At 31.5% G+C, this 18,024-nt stretch carries 21 protein-coding genes; 10 read left to right on the forward strand and 11 right to left on the reverse strand.

The features are described 5' to 3' along the window. Nucleotides 1–147: 147 nt before the first annotated feature. The 3 genes from mazG to def form a co-directional block, all read right to left on the reverse strand. On the reverse strand, nt 148–921 hold the full coding sequence (mazG, locus tag IR213_RS09810; protein ID WP_194312141.1) for a nucleoside triphosphate pyrophosphohydrolase: 774 nt from the start codon (nt 919–921) through the stop codon (nt 148–150). A gap of 84 nt (nt 922–1,005) precedes the next feature. Further along, entirely contained in the window at nt 1,006–1,524 is a 519-nt protein-coding gene (locus IR213_RS09815) for a DUF5606 family protein (RefSeq protein WP_194312142.1), read from the reverse strand. 58 nt (nt 1,525–1,582) lie between these two features. After that, a complete protein-coding gene (gene def, locus IR213_RS09820) occupies nt 1,583–2,170 on the reverse strand; it encodes a peptide deformylase (RefSeq protein WP_194312143.1) in 588 nt (195 codons plus the stop codon). A gap of 186 nt (nt 2,171–2,356) precedes the next feature. Here def and IR213_RS09825 point away from each other — a divergent pair, with 186 nt between their 5' ends. Next, nucleotides 2,357–4,564 carry an FUSC family protein gene (locus IR213_RS09825; protein ID WP_194312144.1) on the forward strand — a complete coding sequence of 736 codons (2,208 nt, stop codon included), beginning with the start codon at nt 2,357–2,359 and terminating at the stop codon, nt 4,562–4,564. A 21-nt stretch (nt 4,565–4,585) separates the two neighbouring features. On the opposite strand, the gene ruvX is transcribed toward IR213_RS09825, so the two are convergent. Genes ruvX through IR213_RS09840 form a run of 3 tightly spaced genes read right to left on the reverse strand, consistent with a single transcriptional unit; the run spans nt 4,586 to nt 5,507 of the window. Beyond that, nucleotides 4,586–5,002: a Holliday junction resolvase RuvX gene (ruvX, locus tag IR213_RS09830; protein WP_194312145.1), complete on the reverse strand. Its 417-nt coding sequence runs from the start codon at nt 5,000–5,002 to the stop codon at nt 4,586–4,588. After that, nucleotides 5,003–5,284 carry a type II toxin-antitoxin system RelE/ParE family toxin gene (locus IR213_RS09835; protein ID WP_194312146.1) on the reverse strand — a complete coding sequence of 94 codons (282 nt, stop codon included), beginning with the start codon at nt 5,282–5,284 and terminating at the stop codon, nt 5,003–5,005. Next, complete coding sequence (locus tag IR213_RS09840) at nt 5,274–5,507, reverse strand: hypothetical protein (RefSeq protein ID WP_194312147.1); 234 nt, start codon at nt 5,505–5,507, stop codon at nt 5,274–5,276. The genes IR213_RS09835 and IR213_RS09840 overlap by 11 nt, the downstream gene beginning before the upstream one ends. Before the next feature lie 98 nt (nt 5,508–5,605). On the opposite strand from IR213_RS09840, the gene IR213_RS09845 reads away from it, so the two are divergent. Further along, nucleotides 5,606–6,421, forward strand: a complete 816-nt coding sequence (locus IR213_RS09845; protein WP_194312148.1) for a 2,3,4,5-tetrahydropyridine-2,6-dicarboxylate N-succinyltransferase — start codon at nt 5,606–5,608, stop codon at nt 6,419–6,421. A 103-nt stretch (nt 6,422–6,524) separates the two neighbouring features. On the opposite strand, the gene IR213_RS09850 is transcribed toward IR213_RS09845, so the two are convergent. Beyond that, on the reverse strand, nt 6,525–7,271 hold the full coding sequence (locus IR213_RS09850; protein WP_194312149.1) for a glycosyltransferase family 2 protein: 747 nt from the start codon (nt 7,269–7,271) through the stop codon (nt 6,525–6,527). 9 nt (nt 7,272–7,280) lie between these two features. After that, complete coding sequence (locus IR213_RS09855; protein ID WP_194312150.1) at nt 7,281–7,994, reverse strand: polysaccharide deacetylase family protein; 714 nt, start codon at nt 7,992–7,994, stop codon at nt 7,281–7,283. Between the two features lie 71 nt (nt 7,995–8,065). Between IR213_RS09855 and IR213_RS09860 the strand changes: the two genes are divergently transcribed. Further along, a complete protein-coding gene (locus IR213_RS09860) occupies nt 8,066–9,175 on the forward strand; it encodes a glycosyltransferase family 9 protein (protein WP_194312151.1) in 1,110 nt (369 codons plus the stop codon). Here the strand turns inward: IR213_RS09860 and IR213_RS09865 are convergent. Continuing rightward, a complete protein-coding gene (locus IR213_RS09865) occupies nt 9,172–9,930 on the reverse strand; it encodes a Kdo domain containing protein (protein WP_194312202.1) in 759 nt (252 codons plus the stop codon). The two genes, IR213_RS09860 and IR213_RS09865, sit on opposite strands and share 4 nt — an antisense overlap. Before the next feature lie 45 nt (nt 9,931–9,975). After that, nucleotides 9,976–10,845, reverse strand: a complete 870-nt coding sequence (locus IR213_RS09870) for a hypothetical protein (RefSeq protein WP_194312152.1) — start codon at nt 10,843–10,845, stop codon at nt 9,976–9,978. A gap of 53 nt (nt 10,846–10,898) precedes the next feature. On the opposite strand from IR213_RS09870, the gene glf reads away from it, so the two are divergent. From glf to IR213_RS09905, 7 genes are read left to right on the forward strand one after another with little or no spacing between them, the layout of a single operon-like run. Continuing rightward, nucleotides 10,899–12,011, forward strand: coding sequence for a UDP-galactopyranose mutase (gene glf / locus IR213_RS09875; RefSeq protein WP_194312153.1), 1,113 nt, complete (start codon nt 10,899–10,901; stop codon nt 12,009–12,011). Beyond that, a complete protein-coding gene (locus IR213_RS09880; protein ID WP_194312154.1) occupies nt 12,004–12,768 on the forward strand; it encodes a DUF4422 domain-containing protein in 765 nt (254 codons plus the stop codon). Before glf ends, IR213_RS09880 begins: the two co-directional genes overlap by 8 nt. Next, on the forward strand, nt 12,765–13,328 hold the full coding sequence (locus IR213_RS09885; protein ID WP_194312155.1) for an L-threonylcarbamoyladenylate synthase: 564 nt from the start codon (nt 12,765–12,767) through the stop codon (nt 13,326–13,328). The genes IR213_RS09880 and IR213_RS09885 overlap by 4 nt, the downstream gene beginning before the upstream one ends. A 58-nt stretch (nt 13,329–13,386) precedes the next feature. After that, nucleotides 13,387–13,761: a GxxExxY protein gene (locus IR213_RS09890; protein WP_194312156.1), complete on the forward strand. Its 375-nt coding sequence runs from the start codon at nt 13,387–13,389 to the stop codon at nt 13,759–13,761. 24 nt (nt 13,762–13,785) lie between these two features. Next, a complete protein-coding gene (locus IR213_RS09895) occupies nt 13,786–15,219 on the forward strand; it encodes a CCA tRNA nucleotidyltransferase (RefSeq protein ID WP_194312157.1) in 1,434 nt (477 codons plus the stop codon). A gap of 51 nt (nt 15,220–15,270) precedes the next feature. Then, a complete protein-coding gene (locus IR213_RS09900; RefSeq protein ID WP_194312158.1) occupies nt 15,271–16,293 on the forward strand; it encodes a COX15/CtaA family protein in 1,023 nt (340 codons plus the stop codon). A 59-nt stretch (nt 16,294–16,352) separates the two neighbouring features. Continuing rightward, entirely contained in the window at nt 16,353–17,126 is a 774-nt protein-coding gene (locus IR213_RS09905) for a CDP-alcohol phosphatidyltransferase family protein (protein ID WP_194312159.1), read from the forward strand. Between the two features lie 92 nt (nt 17,127–17,218). Here IR213_RS09905 and IR213_RS09910 read toward each other — a convergent pair whose 3' ends face one another. Further along, nucleotides 17,219–17,977, reverse strand: a complete 759-nt coding sequence (locus IR213_RS09910) for a LytR/AlgR family response regulator transcription factor (protein WP_194312160.1) — start codon at nt 17,975–17,977, stop codon at nt 17,219–17,221. Nucleotides 17,978–18,024: the final 47 nt, after the last annotated feature.

The raw sequence follows: 18,024 nt of genomic DNA on the forward strand, positions 1-18,024 counted from the left end.
AAATTGAAATATTTGAAAATCATAGATTTTCAATTACAATTTTTTGGCTTCGTTCCAAAATTGAAATATTTGAAAATCATAGATTTTCAATTACAATTTTTTGGCTTCGTTCCAAAATTGAAATATTTGAAAATCATAGATTTTCAATTACAATTTTTTGGCTTCGTTCCAAAAAATATCCATTTCAGCCAAAGTCATATCCATTAATGGTTTTCCTAATTCCCCTGCTTTACTTTCTAAATATTGAAATCTTTTGATGAATTTTTTATTGGTGCGTTCCAAAGCGTCTTCGGGATTTATGTTTAAAAATCTCGCATAATTTATCATAGAAAACAACACATCGCCAAATTCGGATTCCATTTTGTCCTGATCACCCGCTTCGACTTCAACTTGAAATTCCTCGATTTCTTCCTGAACTTTATCCCAAACCTGATGCGTCTCTTCCCAATCGAAACCTACGCCTTTTACCTTGTCTTGAATTCTACTGGCTTTCACCAATGCGGGTAAACTTTTTGGAACACCTTCTAAAACGGATTTTTTTCCTTCTTTTAGCTTTAGTTTTTCCCAATTTTGTTTTACTTCTTCCTCGTCTTTTACCACGACATCGCTATAAATATGAGGATGACGGTGAATGAGTTTTTCGCAAATTTCATTACACACATCGGCAATGTCAAAATCATTGGTTTCGCTTCCTATTTTGGCATAAAAAACAATGTGCAACAACAAATCACCCAATTCCTTCTTAACTTCGTTTAAATTATTATCCAAAATAGCATCACCCAATTCATAGGTTTCTTCGATGGTCAAATGTCTTAAAGATTGGATTGTTTGCTTCTTGTCCCAAGGGCATTTCTCGCGCAAATCATCCATAATATTCAATAATCGTTCGAAAGCTTGGAGTTGAGTTTGTTTGGAATTCATCGTATTTTGGTTTTTTGTAAAAATAAGAAATCCTGTCAGGAAAAACATCGTGACAGGATTAAAATATGTTTTAAAAAGAAAAATTTATTCTTTTTTAGCTTTTGCTTTTTTAGCTGGAGCTTTTACTTTTTCGGCAACAACTTCTTCTTCAACTTTCTCCAATACTTCTTCTGCATTTTGCTTCGCCTGTTCGTTTTCACTCGGGTCAATTATTGGCTCTTCTTTAGAAACCAACCCTTTTGATTGCAGCAAATTGTACCAACTCAAAACTTTCTTTATATCCGAAGGATACACTCTTTCTGAATCATATTCCGGAAGAATTTCCTTGAAATAAGCAATAAGTGTGGCATTTTCTTCCTTGTGAGAAATAGCAGGACCATTATCTTCTTTAATGGCGATACTTCGCATTACTTCGGTCAATGGTTTTTCTTCATTATAAGTGTAAATTGAAATTTCCGATAATAAACTTACGTTAATTTTCAATCCAACGCTGATTTTTTTTCCATCAACTAACGATTCTGCTAAGAAACCTGAACGTGTTTGAACTTTCAATGCGTACAAACCAGGTTTGCCTGAAATGGATAATATTTTTTCTAAATTCATTTTTATAAATGTGTATTTAATTATTCGTTTGTTTGGTTATTTGTGAAATCGAAATTTTTTATCTTCCTTTTTTATTGCAAAATTTCATTCTATAATCTGGTCGGCTTTTACCATCCATTATGTTTTGTAATTTCTTTTTTATTAATTGTCTTTTTAGAGACGAAATCAAATCAGTAAACAAAATTCCTTCAATATGGTCGTATTCGTGTTGAATAACTCTCGCTACTAAGCCATCGAACACTTCAGTTTTAACGTTAAAATCTTCGTCGCAATACTCAATCGTGATTTTTTCGTTTCTGTAAACGTCTTCACGAACGTCAGGAATACTGAGACAACCTTCATTAAAACCCCATTCTTCGCCTTCTTCTTTCAACATTTTGGCATTGATAAAAGTGCGTTTGAAACCTTTTAATTGTTCTTGCTCTTCAATTGGCAAGTCTTCATCATCACCAAAAGGCGTTGTATCAATTACAAATAAACGAATGCTCAATCCTACTTGTGGTGCTGCAAGCCCCACGCCATAAGCATTATACATCGTTTCATACATATCGGCAATGGTTTGTTTCAAGTTTGGATATTCTGATGAAAGAACTTCTCCGACTTTTCTTAAAACTGGATCGCCATATCCTACAATTGGTAAAATCATTATTGTTGTATTAAGTATTATCTACTGTAAATTCAAAATCTCTTTACTAAATTTCAGTTTGCAAAAATAGTAAAAAATAGACATCCAAATATCCTCGATTGATAATTAAATTCAGTATCAAAATCAAATCCATTTATTCTAGATATAATTTAACACAATTCTTACCTTTGTATTTAATGTAAATGTATGATTAACCAAATTCAAAAATTTACCGATACCTCCTATTTTACCAATGCTCTAAAAATTACAATAGCGGCTGTTATTCCTGTTTTATTGTTCTCTTTTTTTGGGAATTTCCAAATAGGATTTACCATTGCACTTGGCGCTTTTTTTACCTATCCCAGCGATATCCCCAGTAGTCTAAAAGACAAAATCAAAGGAGTTACCGTCACTGCTTTTCTTATTTCTGGCGCAAATTTATTGGTTAATATTGTATATCCATATTCCTGGATCTTTTATCCTTTTTTTGTATTATCAATTTTTTTCCTATCGATGCTTTCCGTCTTTGGAAAACGGGCTACAATGGTTTCATTTTCTGCTTTACTTTCGGTTTCATTGGCATTTGCTCATATAAATACTGGTTGGGAAATGGTTTTGCATTCCTCACTTCTATTTGCAGGGGGGTTGTTTTACCTCTTGATTTCACTTATTTTTAATTTTATCAGACCGTATCGTTATCTCGAAATACAAATTGCTGAATGCATCAAACTTACTGCCAAATATTTAAAACTAAGAGGAGATCTTTGGGTTCCCAATGCCGACAGAAAAGCGATTATCGAAAAACAATTATATCTTCAGGTAGAACTAAATGACATTCATCAAAACATCAGAGAAGTATTGATTAGCGATTATTCTGGTTCTTCTAACCAAAACCGGAGGCTTCTGATTGTTTTTATTTCATTAGTTGAAATCTTAGAACTCGCACTATCAACGTCTTTTGACCATAATAAATTACACAAAAAATTTGAAAAACATCCCCAAGTATTACTTTCTTATCAAAACTTGGCCTATAATCTTGCGGCTAGTTTAAAAAGACTTTCCAAAAGTGTAAAAAACAAAAATAAGTTTGTGCCAAAAAACACCTTAATTAAAGATTTGAATTCATTAGAGCTTGCTATTGCCGATTACAGTACAAATTTAGGCAAAATCAAAGCTTCAGAAGGAGTTTTTATGCTAACCACAATGTTGCAATATGCAGAGAAGCAGGTAGAAAAAATCAAAATTGTTCAACGAGCATTTTCTACGGCAATCAGCTCTTATGATCTTAAAGGACGAGATAAAGATTTAGAAAAATTCCTGACTCCTCAATATTATCTTTGGAGCACATTAATTGAAAATTTAAGTTTCTCTTCAACACTTTTCAGGCATTCCTTGAGGTTAACCATCACTATTTTAATTGGTTTCATAATCAGTAAAGCCTTTTCCTTCCATAACGAATATTGGGTTTTACTAACAATCGTTGTTATTATGCGTCCTGGTTATGGATTGACAAAAACGAGATCATTTGATAGGATTTTCGGAACAATTACAGGCGGATTAATTGCTTTTGGAATTCTTTATTTAGTTCACAACAATATAGTAATAAGTTCGTTAGCCATCCTTTCTATACTCCTTGGCTTCTCGTTTACTAACACCAATTACAAGATTAGTGCAACTTTTGTCACGATGTATATCGTCTTTATTTATGGGATATTAACGCCAAATGTTGGTGAAGTTATCCAATACCGAATTATAGATACACTTGTAGGAACTAGTTTAGCTTTTCTTGCCAATCACTTTTTATGGCCCTCTTGGGAATTTTTACACATTCCAATTTATTTAAAAAAATCAATAAAAGCAAATCAGAATTATTTAAAGCAAATCTCAATTTTTTATAACAAAAAAGGGGAAGTGTCCACTTCGTATCGATTAGCGAGAAAAAATGCTTTTATAGAAATCGGAAATCTTATGGCATCCTTTCTTAGAATGGCACAAGAACCAAAATCAAAACAAAAACAACTACCACAAGTTTATAAACTCGCCGTACTCAATCATACTTTGCTGTCTTCTTCTGCCTCATTGGGAACTTACATTCAATCACATAAAACTTCATCGGCTTCAAAAGCCTTTAATGTTGTAGTAGATGCCGTCACTAAAAATTTAGACAATGCCATCTCTATTTTGAAAGAAGAACCCATCGATGTCAATGAAAACATAAACAAATACGACTTGGCTCTCCGATTTACCGAATTAAAAAACATTCGTGAAAGAGAATTAAAAGAAGGAATTCCTATTGATGAAGAAGCCTTTCAATTAAAAATGCAAGAAGCACAATTGATCATCGAGCAACTAATTTGGCTCGTCAATCTATCTGAAAACATTGTAAAAACAACAAAACTTCTGATGCAATCTTAAGAACAATAGATAGTATTGTTTTTAGAAAATTTTTCTGGTCAAATAATCCTGCAACATTATAGTTGCCGATATTTCGTCAATCAACGCTTTATTTTGACGTTGTTTCTTTTTCATTCCGTTATCAATCATTGACTGGAAAGCCATTTTTGAAGTAAAACGCTCATCCACTCGAATGACTTTCATTTCTGGAAAATGATTGGTAAAATGAGTCACAAATCCTTTGATAATAGAAGCGCTTTCCGAAGGCTCTCCGTTCATTTGTTTGGGTTCTCCAATGATAACCGCTTCTACCTTTTCTTTGGAAAAATAATCCTTCAAAAAAGCGATTGCAGTTGCAGACGGAATGGTTGTCAAACCCGAAGCGATGATTTGCAGTTCATCGGTAACGGCTATTCCGGTGCGTTTTTGTCCGTAATCTATGGCGAGAATTCTTGGCATTTATAAGGAGTCTTTATATTTTATGAAACCGAAGACGAAAACTGTTTTATCTTCTACATCAACCTCATAGACGGCAACATATCCTTTAAAAACATAATCCCTTATATTTTCATTTTCAAAATATCTTGATTTTTTGAAATGAAATGGTTGTTTTAAGTCTTCTTTGATGTTTTTAAGTAAATCTTTCCTGAATTTTAATGCTGCTCGGGGTTTATCTTTATAAATAAAAAGAACTTGACTTGTTAATAATTTTAGAAATTCATTCGAAATACTAACTATCATATTTCGAAAACGTTTTATCCAAAATTGCATCAACTTCATCTATTGAATACATTGTCTCAGTACCGCTTTTTAGTTTAGCGTAAGCAATATCCAATTTTCGTTTATTTTCATTGAAATCAGGATCTTCTTGAACTATTTTTAATTCATCCGAGGAGAACGAACTCAATAGTTCCAAAATTTTGGCTTTGATGTTGGGCTGAAATTCTAATCTAATTGATTCCATAATAATATAGATTTAAAATACAAATATATAACATTTTCAATACATTTCTCTTTTTTGATTTGCGTTAAAAATGGTATATTTGCCAAAATTTAACTATAATGAACGAATTACAATCCATAATAGAACAAGCTTGGGAAAACCGCGCTTTGTTGCAAGAAACAAAAACTACTGATGCTATCAGAGCAGTTATCGAATTATTAGATTCTGGAAAATTACGTGTTGCTGAGCCTGTTGGCGAAGGCTGGCAGGTTAACGAATGGGTAAAGAAAGCCGTTGTTCTATATTTTCCAATCCAAAAAATGGAAACATTAGAAGCTGGAATTTTCGAATACAACGACAAAATGTTGCTAAAAAGAGATTATGCAAAAAAAGGAGTTCGCGTGGTTCCTGGAGCATCCGCACGTTATGGTGCTTTTCTTGCAAGCGGTGTAATTATGATGCCAAGTTATGTGAACATTGGTGCTTATGTAGATTCTGGAACAATGGTGGATACTTGGGCAACTGTTGGTAGTTGTGCGCAAATTGGTAAAGACGTTCACCTTTCTGGCGGTGTAGGAATTGGTGGTGTTCTAGAACCTTTACAAGCTGCACCGGTAATCATTGAAGACGGTGCTTTTATTGGTTCACGTTGCATTATTGTTGAAGGAGTTCACGTTGGTAAAGAAGCCGTTCTTGGTGCAAATGTATGTTTGACCGCTTCGACAAAAATAATTGATGTAACTGGAGAAACTCCTGTAGAAAGAAAAGGATTTGTTCCTGCTCGTTCCGTGGTAATTCCTGGAAGCTATACTAAAAAGTTTGCTGCCGGTGATTTTCAAGTGCCTTGCGCCTTGATTATTGGAACCCGTAAACCTTCAACTGATTTGAAAACATCGTTGAATAATGCCTTGCGCGAATATGACGTTGCCGTTTAAATTCTAAATTTAAATAACTAAAATTCCAAATTGCAATTGTTGAATCGATTGTAATTTGGATTTTTTGTTTAGAATACTGTACTAAATGGGGAAAGCAAAACAATTATTTTTTATTTTGCAGTTTAATGAGTTTAGCATATTTTAAATATGAAAAAAAACCTTGAATCATAGAAAATGTCAAACCATCTAATCCATTTAAAAAACCATTTTTAAAAAAATAACATCTGATAAAAGATACCAGCCCATTAATTATGGGCTTGAAACTATTAATTCTTCTTCCTTGATTAAAAAGTTGCTGAGCGTGCCACGTAGAATATAAATTTTTTTTACTAATTAATTGATCGAAATTCTCCCAAGGATAATGGTTTATATGAACTTTTAAATCAGTTTTATTAATTCCTGAAACCACTTGATGTACCATTGCTTTTGAGGGTGATGCCGTCTTATTATTAAAAAACCGAGCTGACCTGTCAGGATACCAACCCGCAAAATTGATTAATTTATCGCCCATAAAATTGTACATTCTAAAAGCATATACATCAAAATCCTGATGCTCATATTTTCCTGACAAGATAAATTCTTCGGCATCTGTGGCTAAAATCTCATCTGCATCTAGATTCAAAATCCAATCATTTTTGCAATAAGGAAGTCCATATATTCTCTGAGGCCCATCACCCAAAAAAACTTGAGAAATAACTATAGCTCCTTTTTCTTCGGCAATTTTTACAGTATTATCAACACTTAGTGAATCAACAACAATGACTTCATCGCATACTTTAAAAAGAGCATCTATACATTTTCCTATATGCTTTTCTTCGTTATAGGTTATTACCAATCCACTAATTTTCATACTCTTTTTTTAAAATAATTTAAGCTTTCCAATTTTCAATTTCAATCTAAATTTGAATAGCGTATCCTCGCCCTTAATATCTATTCTTTTTACCAAATAATCGTTTTTAAACGGAAAACTATTTACCCTATTTCCTATACGCAAACCATACTTAATGCCATTATCTCGCATTATTTTCTCAAAAACTGAAAATTGAGCGTTTTTTTTCGAATAGTTACCAAAAGGATATGCTAAAATAGGTTTCATATCTAATTGATTTTCAGATATAAAATTGTTAGACTTACTAAAATCTGATTCTAATTCTTCTTTAGATAATGAACTATATCTTTTATGTTCAAAAGAATGATACCCAAGCTCAATAAGTTTAGTATCTAACTCTTTTAATTGTTCAACGCTCATTATTTTTTCTTTTCCCTCTATCCAATAATCAAAATTCCCAACGAAAGAAAATGGTATAAAAAAAGAGGATTTTAATTGATATTTTTCAAGTAATGGAACCGCATATTTAAGCTGACATTCTGTAACATCATCAAAAGTAATAATGACACTTTTTTTGGGTAAATATTTTAAGTTTTCTAAATCCTTAAAATGAAACGTAGTGTAATTATTATCATTTAAAAATCTAAAATGTGATTCTAACTTAGATATGGAAATACTTAAATTTAAAGATTTTGCCTCATCTACAACGACATTATGGTACATTAAAATTGGCAACTTCGACATTTATATATTTTTTTTGTAGTTTTGTTGAATCTTCAAAAGTAATTTTTTTTATATAATTAACAATATCTATAATGAGATTTTTAGTCATTCAACAAAAAAGAGTTGGAGATGTATTGATTAGTACAATTATCTGCAACAACTTAAAAAAAAAGTATCCTAATTCCACTATAGACTTTATGTGTTATACCAATAGCGTTGATGTGCTGGTTGGAAATCCAAACATTGATAACATAATTGTTTTATCACATAAAGTAAGAAAATCCTATTTTTCATTATTTAAATTTATTTTTGAAATTAAAGCAAAAAAATACGATGTAATAATTGATGCTTACAATAAATTAGAAACAAATTTAATTACCTTATTTACAGGAGTAAATATAAAAATTGCTTATCACAAATGGCACACTTCTATATTTTACACCCATAATTTAAAGCGTTTTGACAATTCAAAAAACACTAAATATGGTCTTGCTATTGAAAATAGACTTTTATTATTGGATCCATTTGACTTTGACAAAAATGAAATTGACCCATATCCAAAATTATTTATAAGCCCCGAAGAAAATAATAAGATAATTTCTCTTTTGGAACAATATAACATAAATAAAAGCAGTAAAATCATAATGATTAGCCTGTTGGGAAGCGAGCAGAACAAAACGTATCCGTTGGAGTATATGGCAAAAGTAGTTGAATACATTGCTAACAACAAAGACGTAACGATGCTTTTCAATTATTTTGAAGATCAAATTGAAGATGCTAAAAAAATATATAATTTATGTTCAAAAGAGACTCAAGAAAAAATACGTTTTGATTTATTGGGTAGTAATTTAAGGTCGTTTGTAGCCATAATGAACCAGTGCGATGTAATTGTAGGAAATGATGGAGGAGCAATAAATATGGCAAAAGCATTAAACAAACCTGCATTTACTATTTTCTCTCCTTTTGTGGAAAAGAAAATTTGGGCAACTTTTGAAGATGGATTAAGAAATATATCGGTTCATTTAAATGATTATAAACCAGAATTACTTTCTTCTTTACATCATGATGAAATAAAGAAAAACTACAACACTTTCTATCAAGAATTTACACCTGAATTATTCAAAGACAAAATTGATTATTTCTTAAAGAGCAATTTAAAAGCACCTGAATTATATCAACAAAATGAAGTCAAAGTAATTTAAAATTTCTTCCAGAATTTAAGTCTCTTTTTCAGTCTTCGTTTTCTGTAAAAATGTTCCTGAAAATCGGAGGTCATTTTCCAAAGCGTTTCAAAAATTAGCTGTTCTGATTCTCCTGATAATTTACTATATTCGTTACTCATTACTGCAACCATTTCTTTTACAGGTGTTAATCGACATAAGTTTTTCATTCGAAGTTCAAAGGGCATTGTTTTGTGAAATTCCATTCTATTTAAATCGACCAAGAAAAAATCATAGTTTCCTTTAATAGTTTTTTTTATCAGAGTATTTCCTGGTGAATGGTCTAAAAACTCGATTCCTTTTTGGTGTAAATCGAAAGAAAATTGGGTGAATTGTCTTAAAATAGTATCGTGATCCGGAAAATTTGGAATTTCTACCAATTCCCTAAAAGTCAAATCGCATTGAAGATGCTCGCTTACATAATAACTATCCTTGAGTCCTAGAGCATCGAAATTTTCAAAATAAGCAATAGGCTGCGGCGTTCCAATTTCTTTTTCCAATAAAGTGGTCGCATATTCAAAAGAGCGTCTCGCTTTGGATTTTCTGAAATATTTATATGCAATTTTATTAATAAGATGAGGAATTTTGAAGGATTTGATATTTATAGTTTTACCTTCTAATTCAAAAAGTTTGATTTTATTTCTCTGTCCGTCACCAAAAAGGATTCCTGAAAACTGAAAATTATTAACTATACTATCAATTTGATTGGAATGAAAATTGGAGTGAATTTTTTTTATAGTTTTCAAAGCAATATTTATTTAATTACAGCAAAAATGCATTTATTAAGATTTTATTAAATATTTAAACCATTGTCCAAAATTTTTAAAAAACAATTTAAAATTTAAAACATTCAATTTATTTTCTTCTTGAATTATTTTTTTCAATTTACTTATATCTTTTGTTGGAAAAAAGCCAAGTCTTTTCCATCTTTCTGGTTGCAAGTAATAAAAATTAGTGAAATTCATATAATTACTTTCATCAACTTTAAGCCATTTACTTAAAAAATCCTTGTGTACATCAACATTATGTCCCCAATTCTCTAATTTAAACCTAAGATCTTCCTCAGAACGAGATAGTGATTCATGTAAAACAATATTATTTGTATAAATTTGACGTCCTTTAATTCGTCTCCCCATCGAATATTCAGGATAATTTGTTGCAAAAATAGCTTTTAGCGGTTTATCAACATATAATATACCCGTTGGAGTATATTTATATAACATTATCCAAAAAGCACAAAATTGAATCGGATGTTTTTTTGGATTTTTTAAATAAGAGTCATATTTTCTTAAATTGGAAATAAAACTCTTAAAATCAACAAAATATTCATCGGCATCAATTTGAATTAACCAATTCCCAATTCCCATTTTTGCTGAAAGCATTTTTCGCTCTCTTACCTCACATTGCATTGTTGTTAATGTTGGGACATAAAAATCATCTTCATAAATAACGGTTTTATTATCTACATCAAAAGCCTTAATCCAATCAAAAAAATCAGGATTAATTTCGATGGCATCTCCTTTCCAGGTTTTCCTGTTTTTATCAATGGCCAAAAAAATAGTATCTGATTCTTTGTATATTGTTGGTAACGAATTTTTTAATAATTCATAATCATATGAAACTAAATAACCTACTTGAATTTTCCCTGACATTGATGCTATATAAATTTTGTTGCAATTTACTAATTAATATCTACTTTTGCGAAATGAAAAATGAATATGACTATTTAATTGTTGGTTCAGGACTTTTTGGAAGTGTTTTCGCTTACGAAGCCACAAAAGCCGGAAAAAAATGCTTGGTAATTGACAAAAGAGAACATATTGGAGGAAATGTATATTGCGAAAATATTGAAGGAATCAATGTTCATAAATACGGAGCCCACATCTTTCATACCAATGACAAAAGTTTGTGGAATTATGTAAACCAATTTGTTGAATTCAACAATTTTACCAATTCTCCAATGTCATTATCCAAAGGTAAATTATACAATTTGCCCTTTAACATGAATACCTTTAACCAACTTTGGGGGACAAAAACTCCTCATGAAGCCAAGGCAAAAATCGATGAACAAGTTGCTATTTATGGAGTCGAAAATCCGAAAAATCTAGAAGAACAAGCATTAAGTCTAGTCGGAAAAGATATTTATGATCATTTTATCAAAGAATATACCGAAAAACAATGGGGCAGAAAGGCCTCTGAATTACCCGCTTTCATTATAAAAAGACTCCCCGTGAGATTCACTTTCGATAATAATTATTTTAATGATATTTATCAAGGAATTCCCATTGGCGGATACAACAAACTTATCGAAGGAATGCTGGAAGGCATCGAGGTTATAACAAAAACTGATTATTTTTCAGATAGGAATAAATTTAATAAACTATCCAATAAAATTGTCTATTCTGGAAAAATAGACGAATATTTCGATTATAAATTAGGAATTTTGGAATACAGATCTCTTCATTTTGAAAATGAAATTCTGGAAACTGACAATTTTCAAGGAAATGCTGTCGTTAATTATAACGATGCCAATTACGATTTTACAAGAATTATTGAGCACAAACATTTTGAATTTGGAAAACAAAATAAAACGGTTATCACAAAAGAGTATCCCCAAGAATGGAATCCGGGCAGAGAAGCTTTTTATCCCATAAACGACGTCAAAAATCAATCCTTGTTTGATGAATACAAAAAATTATCTTTGGAGGAAAAAAATTTGATTTTTGGAGGCAGACTGTCGGAATACAAATATTATGATATGCACCAAGTGATAGCTTTAGCCTTAACAAGATCAAAAAAAGAATTAGAAAATGGTTAAAATATTTGTGGTTACACATAAAGAAAATCCTATACTGTCCAATGAGTTATTAATTCCGATTCAAGTTGGAAATAATGACACCATTTATCCAAGTATTTTAAGAGATAATATTTTAGAAAATATAGCAAATAAAAACAGTAATTATTGCGAATTAAGTGCTACCTATTGGATTTGGAAAAATATAAAAGATGCAGAATATATAGGCATCTGTCATTATAGGAGGTATTTTAATTTTTACAATCCGCTTTATAATTTAAGCCCCTCAGCACAAAAAAAAATTAATACTGCTGATTTCAAAAAAAGCAAAACATTCCATTCAGATGCGGAAAAGACGCAGAATAAAATCACTAGTGTTTTAAAAAAATACGATATTATTCTAGGCAGACCTTATAAATTTAAAGACCTAACAATAACACAAAACTATTGTGCAGATCATAGAGAAGAAGATTGGTATTTAGTTAAAAAAATAATTTCAGAAAAATACCCCGAATACAAAGAAAGCATCCTTAAATACTTAGATGAGGGAAGATTGTTTCATATGGGAAATATGATGATTTGTTCTAAAGAAAAATTTGACGCATATCAAACTTGGCTATTTTCAATATTATTTGAATTAGAATCCAAAATTGATACTCCAAAAGATCAATACCAAGCACGGGTTTTTGGCTTTATTTCGGAAAGACTAATCAACCTATATGTATATCATAACAATTTCAAAATCAAAGGAATTCCTTCCTATAAAATAATCGACTTATGATAAACGAAGAAGTACATAAAGCATTCGAAATAATACAACAAGGCGGAATTATCCTTTACCCTACGGATACCGTTTGGGGAATTGGCTGTGATGCCACAAATCCTGAAGCGGTTGCCAAAATCTATAAACTCAAACAAAGAGCAGAAACTCAATCGATGATATGCTTGATGAATGGCGAAAAAATGATGTACAATGTTTTCAAGGACATTACAGAAGTGGCTTGGCAAATTATGGATTTATCCGAAAAACCAACTACTTTAATCTTGGATAAACCTCGAAATGTGGCACCCAATTTAATAGCTGCAGACAATACTTTAGGAATCCGAATCGTAAAAGAGCCTTTTTGTTTTAAATTAATGGAAAAAATGAAAAGACCTTTGGTTTCCACCTCAGCAAATATCTCAGGAAAGCCCACTCCTATTGCCTTCAAAGATATTAGTCCAGAAATTATAAAAGGTGTTGACTATGTTGTAAATTTGCACCACGATAAAATTGCAGGAAAACCTTCGACAATTATAAAATTGACGAACGATTCTCAGGTAAAAGTGATAAGAAAATAATTTTTTTCGCCACAGATTCACTGATTTCATTTTAAAAAATTAAATTTCACAGATTATTATGTCAGACTATTTATACGAAGATGATACATATAAAATTATTGGTGCTTTAATAGAAGTCCATAAAAATCTGGGCAAAGGTTTCTCTGAAATTGTCTATAAAGATGCTTTTGAATATGAGTTGAAAAGAATTAATTTTTATTTTGAAAGAGAGAAAGAATATTTAGTTCATTATAAAGATATTATATTAAATCATAAATTTTATGCTGATTTTGTTATATTAGATAAAATTATTATTGAAATAAAATCAACAGAATTATTACACGAAAAGCATATTTCACAATGCTTAAACTACTTGCACGTTTCTGGGCATAGACTCGCTATTTTAGTGAATTTCAACAAAACTTCTCTTGAATACAAAAGAATTATTAAATAATTTTTTAAAAAAATCAGTGAATCAGTGGCTACAATAAATAACTATAACAAAGCCTTACATAATAAAATTTTCGAAGTCATATCACAAGCTTCCCAACAACTTCATATCGACAGTTATGTGATTGGTGGCTTCGTAAGGGATTTAATTCTTAAAAGAGATTTCAAAAAAGACATTGATATCGTCGCTGTTGGCAGCGGAATCGAACTCGCTTTGAAAGTTTCAGAATTACTTCCAAAAAACCCAAAAGTCCAGGTTTTTAAAAACTACGGAACTGCAATGTTGCGATTTGGAGAAATCGACATCGAATTTGTGGGTGCCCGAAAAGAATCCTATCATTTTGAAAGTCGAAATCCTGTTGTCGAAAACGGAACATTGGAAGACGACCAAAATCGTCGTGATTTTACCATCAATGCACTTGCTTTATCTTTAAACAAGGATAATTTTGGCACACTTTCTGATCCTTTCAATGGATTGGAAGATATGAAAAATAAAATTATCAGAACTCCCCTAGATCCGGATATTACTTTTTCTGATGATCCTTTGCGAATGCTTCGTGCCATAAGGTTTGCCAACCAATTGGGTTTTGAAATCGAAGAAAATTCTTTGCAATCTATTACAAAAAATGCCCATAGAATCAACATAATTTCAGGCGAAAGAATTGTTGATGAATTGAATAAAATCCTTTCGACGGAGAAACCTTCTGTTGGATTTTTATTGCTTTATAAAACTGGTCTTTTAGACATCATTCTTCCTGAATTAACCGCTTTGAATCAGGTGGAGGAAATAGAAGGACAGACCCACAAAAACAATTTTTATCACACGCTGGAAGTAGTCGATAATATTTGCCCGAATACTGATGATGTTTGGCTGCGTTGGTCTGCTTTGTTGCACGATATTGGGAAAGCTCCAACAAAACGTTTCAACAAAAAACAAGGCTGGACATTTCACGGTCACGAATTCCTTGGCGGAAAAATGGCCAAGAAAATATTCGAAAGATTACGAATGCCACTGAACCACAAAATGAAATTTGTGCAAAAAATGGTGATGATGAGTTCGCGTCCAATTGTACTTTCTCAAGATTTGGTCACAGATTCGGCCGTGCGTCGTTTGGTTTTTGATGCTGGCGAAGATGTCGAAAGCTTGATGACTTTGTGCGAAGCCGACATCACGACCAAAAACCCAAATAAATTCAAGAAATACCATCAGAATTTTGAGATTGTTCGGAAGAAAATTGTGGAAGTTGAAGAACGCGATCACGTTCGCAATTTTCAGCCTCCAATTTCAGGAGAAGAAATTATGGCGATTTTTAATTTGCAACCTTCACGTGAAATCGGGATTCTGAAAGAAGCCGTAAAAGAAGCCATAATGGAAGGTGAAATCCCCAATGAATATCAGGCTGCTTATGACTTTGTATTAAAAAGAGGCGCTAAATTAGGGCTAAAGAGTAACGCTTGTTGAATTAACATTTAATAGTATTTAAAATATCTTTGTAAAAATTAATTTCTAACAATGAAAAAAGAGAATAAATCAGTAATAATCTGGCTACTTTCAGGTTGTTTTTTAGTTTTTGTAATGGTCGTTGTAGGCGGAATCACCAGATTGACAAATTCTGGTTTATCAATGACGGATTGGCATTTGGTAACTGATACTTTCCCTCCGCTTACTGAAGCAAAATGGCAGGAAACTTTTGAACAATACAAGCAATTTCCAGAATACCAAAAAATCAATATTCACAACGATTTTACGCTGTCTGATTATAAATTTATCTACTTCTGGGAATGGTTTCATCGATTAATTGGGAGAATTCTTGGATTTGTTTTCATCATTCCGTTTGTCTATTTTTTGATTAAGAAAAAAATTGACAAAAACACATTAAATAAATGCTACATTCTGCTGGGAATGGGAGCTTTGCAAGGATTCTTGGGTTGGTTTATGGTAAGAAGCGGATTAATTGACAACCCAGATGTGAGTCATTTTCGTTTGTCTTTGCACCTGACTTTTGCATTTATAACCTTTGCTTATACGCTTTGGGTAGCCTTGGATTTGATTTATCCAATTAAAAACAAAGCGATTCTTCCACTCAAAAAAATTGCGATTTTTGCCTTGATTTTTCTGTTGTTACAAATTATTTACGGCGGGTTCGTTGCCGGTTTAAATGCTGGTCTAATCCATAATCATTGGCCATTGATGAGCGACGGACAATTCCTTCACGAAAGTGTGATTTTAGAAAAAGACACTTGGTTTCAAAGATTTACTGAAGGAAAAAGTGGCGTTCAGTTTGTACATAGAACACTAGCCTATGTTGTGGTTGGGTTAATTTTGTTTTTATTCTTTAAAAGCAAGAAATATTCACTTACACAGCAACAAAAAAATGGCCTGAATGCATTAGTTGCAATTGTGTTTATACAATTTACACTGGGAGTTTTTACTTTACTTTATAGCGTCCCTTTGTGGCTAGGATTAACACATCAAGTTGTAGCTTTCTTTTTATTGACTACAATGACCTATAGTTTACACCGATTATCAAAATAATATTTTAACTATATTTATACCTGACTATATTGTCAAATCTCATTGTTTAATAAATATAAATGTCAAAACTTGCTGCTGAAGATAGATTCTTGGATCTATCAGATTACGGAAGAACGATTGGAAAACTGTTTGCCAATCAATTAAAAAATACCCGATTTACCCCTATTCATGTTACCCTGCTTTTTGGTGTTTCCGGCTTGATTGCCATCTATTGTATCTTGCAAAATCATTACTTTTTTGCCAGCTTTTTTATTATTTTAAAGTCTATTATTGATGCTGCAGATGGAGAATTGGCACGCATAAAAAACACCCCTTCTTATGTCGGAAGATACCTCGATAGCGTATTTGATATTGTCTTGAATTTTCTGTTTTTTATGACAATTTGTTATGTCTCTAAAACATCATTTTGGCTTACAATTTTAGCTTTTTTTTGTATTCAACTACAAGGTACTTTATACAATTATTACTATGTGATTTTAAGAAATAAATCGGTTGGCGGAGACACAACAAGTAAGATTTTTGAGTATAAATCACCTCGTGCTTTGCCAGGAGAAAACCAAAAATCGGTCGATATATTATTTATAATTTACACAATTGTTTATGGCATTTTTGATAAAATAATTCATGCTTTAGACACTGATGCTTATAAGGTAAAAACGTTTCCAAATTGGTTTATGACATTCGTTTCTATCTATGGATTGGGATTTCAATTGCTGATTATTGCCGTTATGCTTCCAATGAATCTGATAGAATATATCGTTCCTTTTTTTATTATTTATTCCTCGTTAATTTTTGTCTTAATAGGCGTAAGAAAGTCATTTTTTAGAGCTTAAATTACCATAGAAATAATCTATATTGAATTTATAAGTTATTAAACACCATTGTTTTTAATACTGCTTATTTATTTTAATAGTTTAATTAAAAATCATCCAATCCAATTTTTAAATTCTTGGACTTTTTCTCTACTTACAATCACTTCATCCTCTTTATAAGTAGGTAAAATAACTTTTAATCTTGAGTTAGAATACACAACAATTTCTTTAATTGCCCTTAAGGGAATGATGAATTTCCGGCTTATCCGGAAAAATTCTTTCGAGTCAATTTCTTGCTCTAAGGCCTCCAAAGTATATTCTATTAAATAATTTCTATTGTCGAAAGTATGAATATAAGTCCCCTTATTTTCGCTAAAAAAACATTCAATTTCTTCAGTTGAAATCACTTTGAGATGCTGCCCAATTTTCACCGTAAACCTAGTTTTGAAATTTTTATCGAATGGATTTTGGAACATTTTTTTTATTTGTTCAAAATCCAATTGCAAGCTGTTTTCTTGTTTTGGCAAACGCATTTTAAATTTAGAAATTGCCACTGCTAAATCATCTTCATCAATAGGTTTTAAGAGATAGTCAATCGAGTTTAATTTGAATGCTTTTAAAGCATATTCATCATAAGCGGTTGTGAAAATTACTGCACTTTTAATGTCCACTTTTTCGAAAATTTCGAACGACAAACCATCCGATAATTGAATGTCCAGAAAGATTAAATCGGGATGTTCATTTTTAGAAAACCACTCGATTGATTCCTCTACAGAATGAAGCATCACTCCTACTTTAATGTCTAGCTTTTCGAGTTTACGTTGAAGCAATCTTGCAGCTGGTTTCTCGTCTTCGATAATTATTGTTGTCAAATTTTTTAGTTTAAGATTTAAAAATTTAAAGTTTCGGAACTGAACTC

The sequence above is a fragment of the Flavobacterium soyangense genome, from assembly GCF_015277675.1.
Taxonomy (GTDB): Bacteria; Bacteroidota; Bacteroidia; order Flavobacteriales; family Flavobacteriaceae; genus Flavobacterium; species Flavobacterium soyangense.

What these genes read in the sequence shown, in the direction of transcription:
- mazG (WP_194312141.1), bottom strand. Translation starts at nt 921, where the DNA reads ATGAATTCCAAACAAACTCAACTCCAAGCTTTCGAACGATTATTGAAT.
- IR213_RS09815 (WP_194312142.1), bottom strand. Translation starts at nt 1,524, where the DNA reads ATGAATTTAGAAAAAATATTATCCATTTCAGGCAAACCTGGTTTGTAC.
- def (WP_194312143.1), bottom strand. Translation starts at nt 2,170, where the DNA reads ATGATTTTACCAATTGTAGGATATGGCGATCCAGTTTTAAGAAAAGTC.
- IR213_RS09825 (WP_194312144.1), top strand. Translation starts at nt 2,357, where the DNA reads ATGATTAACCAAATTCAAAAATTTACCGATACCTCCTATTTTACCAAT.
- ruvX (WP_194312145.1), bottom strand. Translation starts at nt 5,002, where the DNA reads ATGCCAAGAATTCTCGCCATAGATTACGGACAAAAACGCACCGGAATA.
- IR213_RS09835 (WP_194312146.1), bottom strand. Translation starts at nt 5,284, where the DNA reads ATGATAGTTAGTATTTCGAATGAATTTCTAAAATTATTAACAAGTCAA.
- IR213_RS09840 (WP_194312147.1), bottom strand. Translation starts at nt 5,507, where the DNA reads ATGGAATCAATTAGATTAGAATTTCAGCCCAACATCAAAGCCAAAATT.
- IR213_RS09845 (WP_194312148.1), top strand. Translation starts at nt 5,606, where the DNA reads ATGAACGAATTACAATCCATAATAGAACAAGCTTGGGAAAACCGCGCT.
- IR213_RS09850 (WP_194312149.1), bottom strand. Translation starts at nt 7,271, where the DNA reads ATGAAAATTAGTGGATTGGTAATAACCTATAACGAAGAAAAGCATATA.
- IR213_RS09855 (WP_194312150.1), bottom strand. Translation starts at nt 7,994, where the DNA reads ATGTCGAAGTTGCCAATTTTAATGTACCATAATGTCGTTGTAGATGAG.
- IR213_RS09860 (WP_194312151.1), top strand. Translation starts at nt 8,066, where the DNA reads ATGAGATTTTTAGTCATTCAACAAAAAAGAGTTGGAGATGTATTGATT.
- IR213_RS09870 (WP_194312152.1), bottom strand. Translation starts at nt 10,845, where the DNA reads ATGTCAGGGAAAATTCAAGTAGGTTATTTAGTTTCATATGATTATGAA.
- glf (WP_194312153.1), top strand. Translation starts at nt 10,899, where the DNA reads ATGAAAAATGAATATGACTATTTAATTGTTGGTTCAGGACTTTTTGGA.
- IR213_RS09880 (WP_194312154.1), top strand. Translation starts at nt 12,004, where the DNA reads ATGGTTAAAATATTTGTGGTTACACATAAAGAAAATCCTATACTGTCC.
- IR213_RS09885 (WP_194312155.1), top strand. Translation starts at nt 12,765, where the DNA reads ATGATAAACGAAGAAGTACATAAAGCATTCGAAATAATACAACAAGGC.
- IR213_RS09890 (WP_194312156.1), top strand. Translation starts at nt 13,387, where the DNA reads ATGTCAGACTATTTATACGAAGATGATACATATAAAATTATTGGTGCT.
- IR213_RS09900 (WP_194312158.1), top strand. Translation starts at nt 15,271, where the DNA reads ATGAAAAAAGAGAATAAATCAGTAATAATCTGGCTACTTTCAGGTTGT.
- IR213_RS09905 (WP_194312159.1), top strand. Translation starts at nt 16,353, where the DNA reads ATGTCAAAACTTGCTGCTGAAGATAGATTCTTGGATCTATCAGATTAC.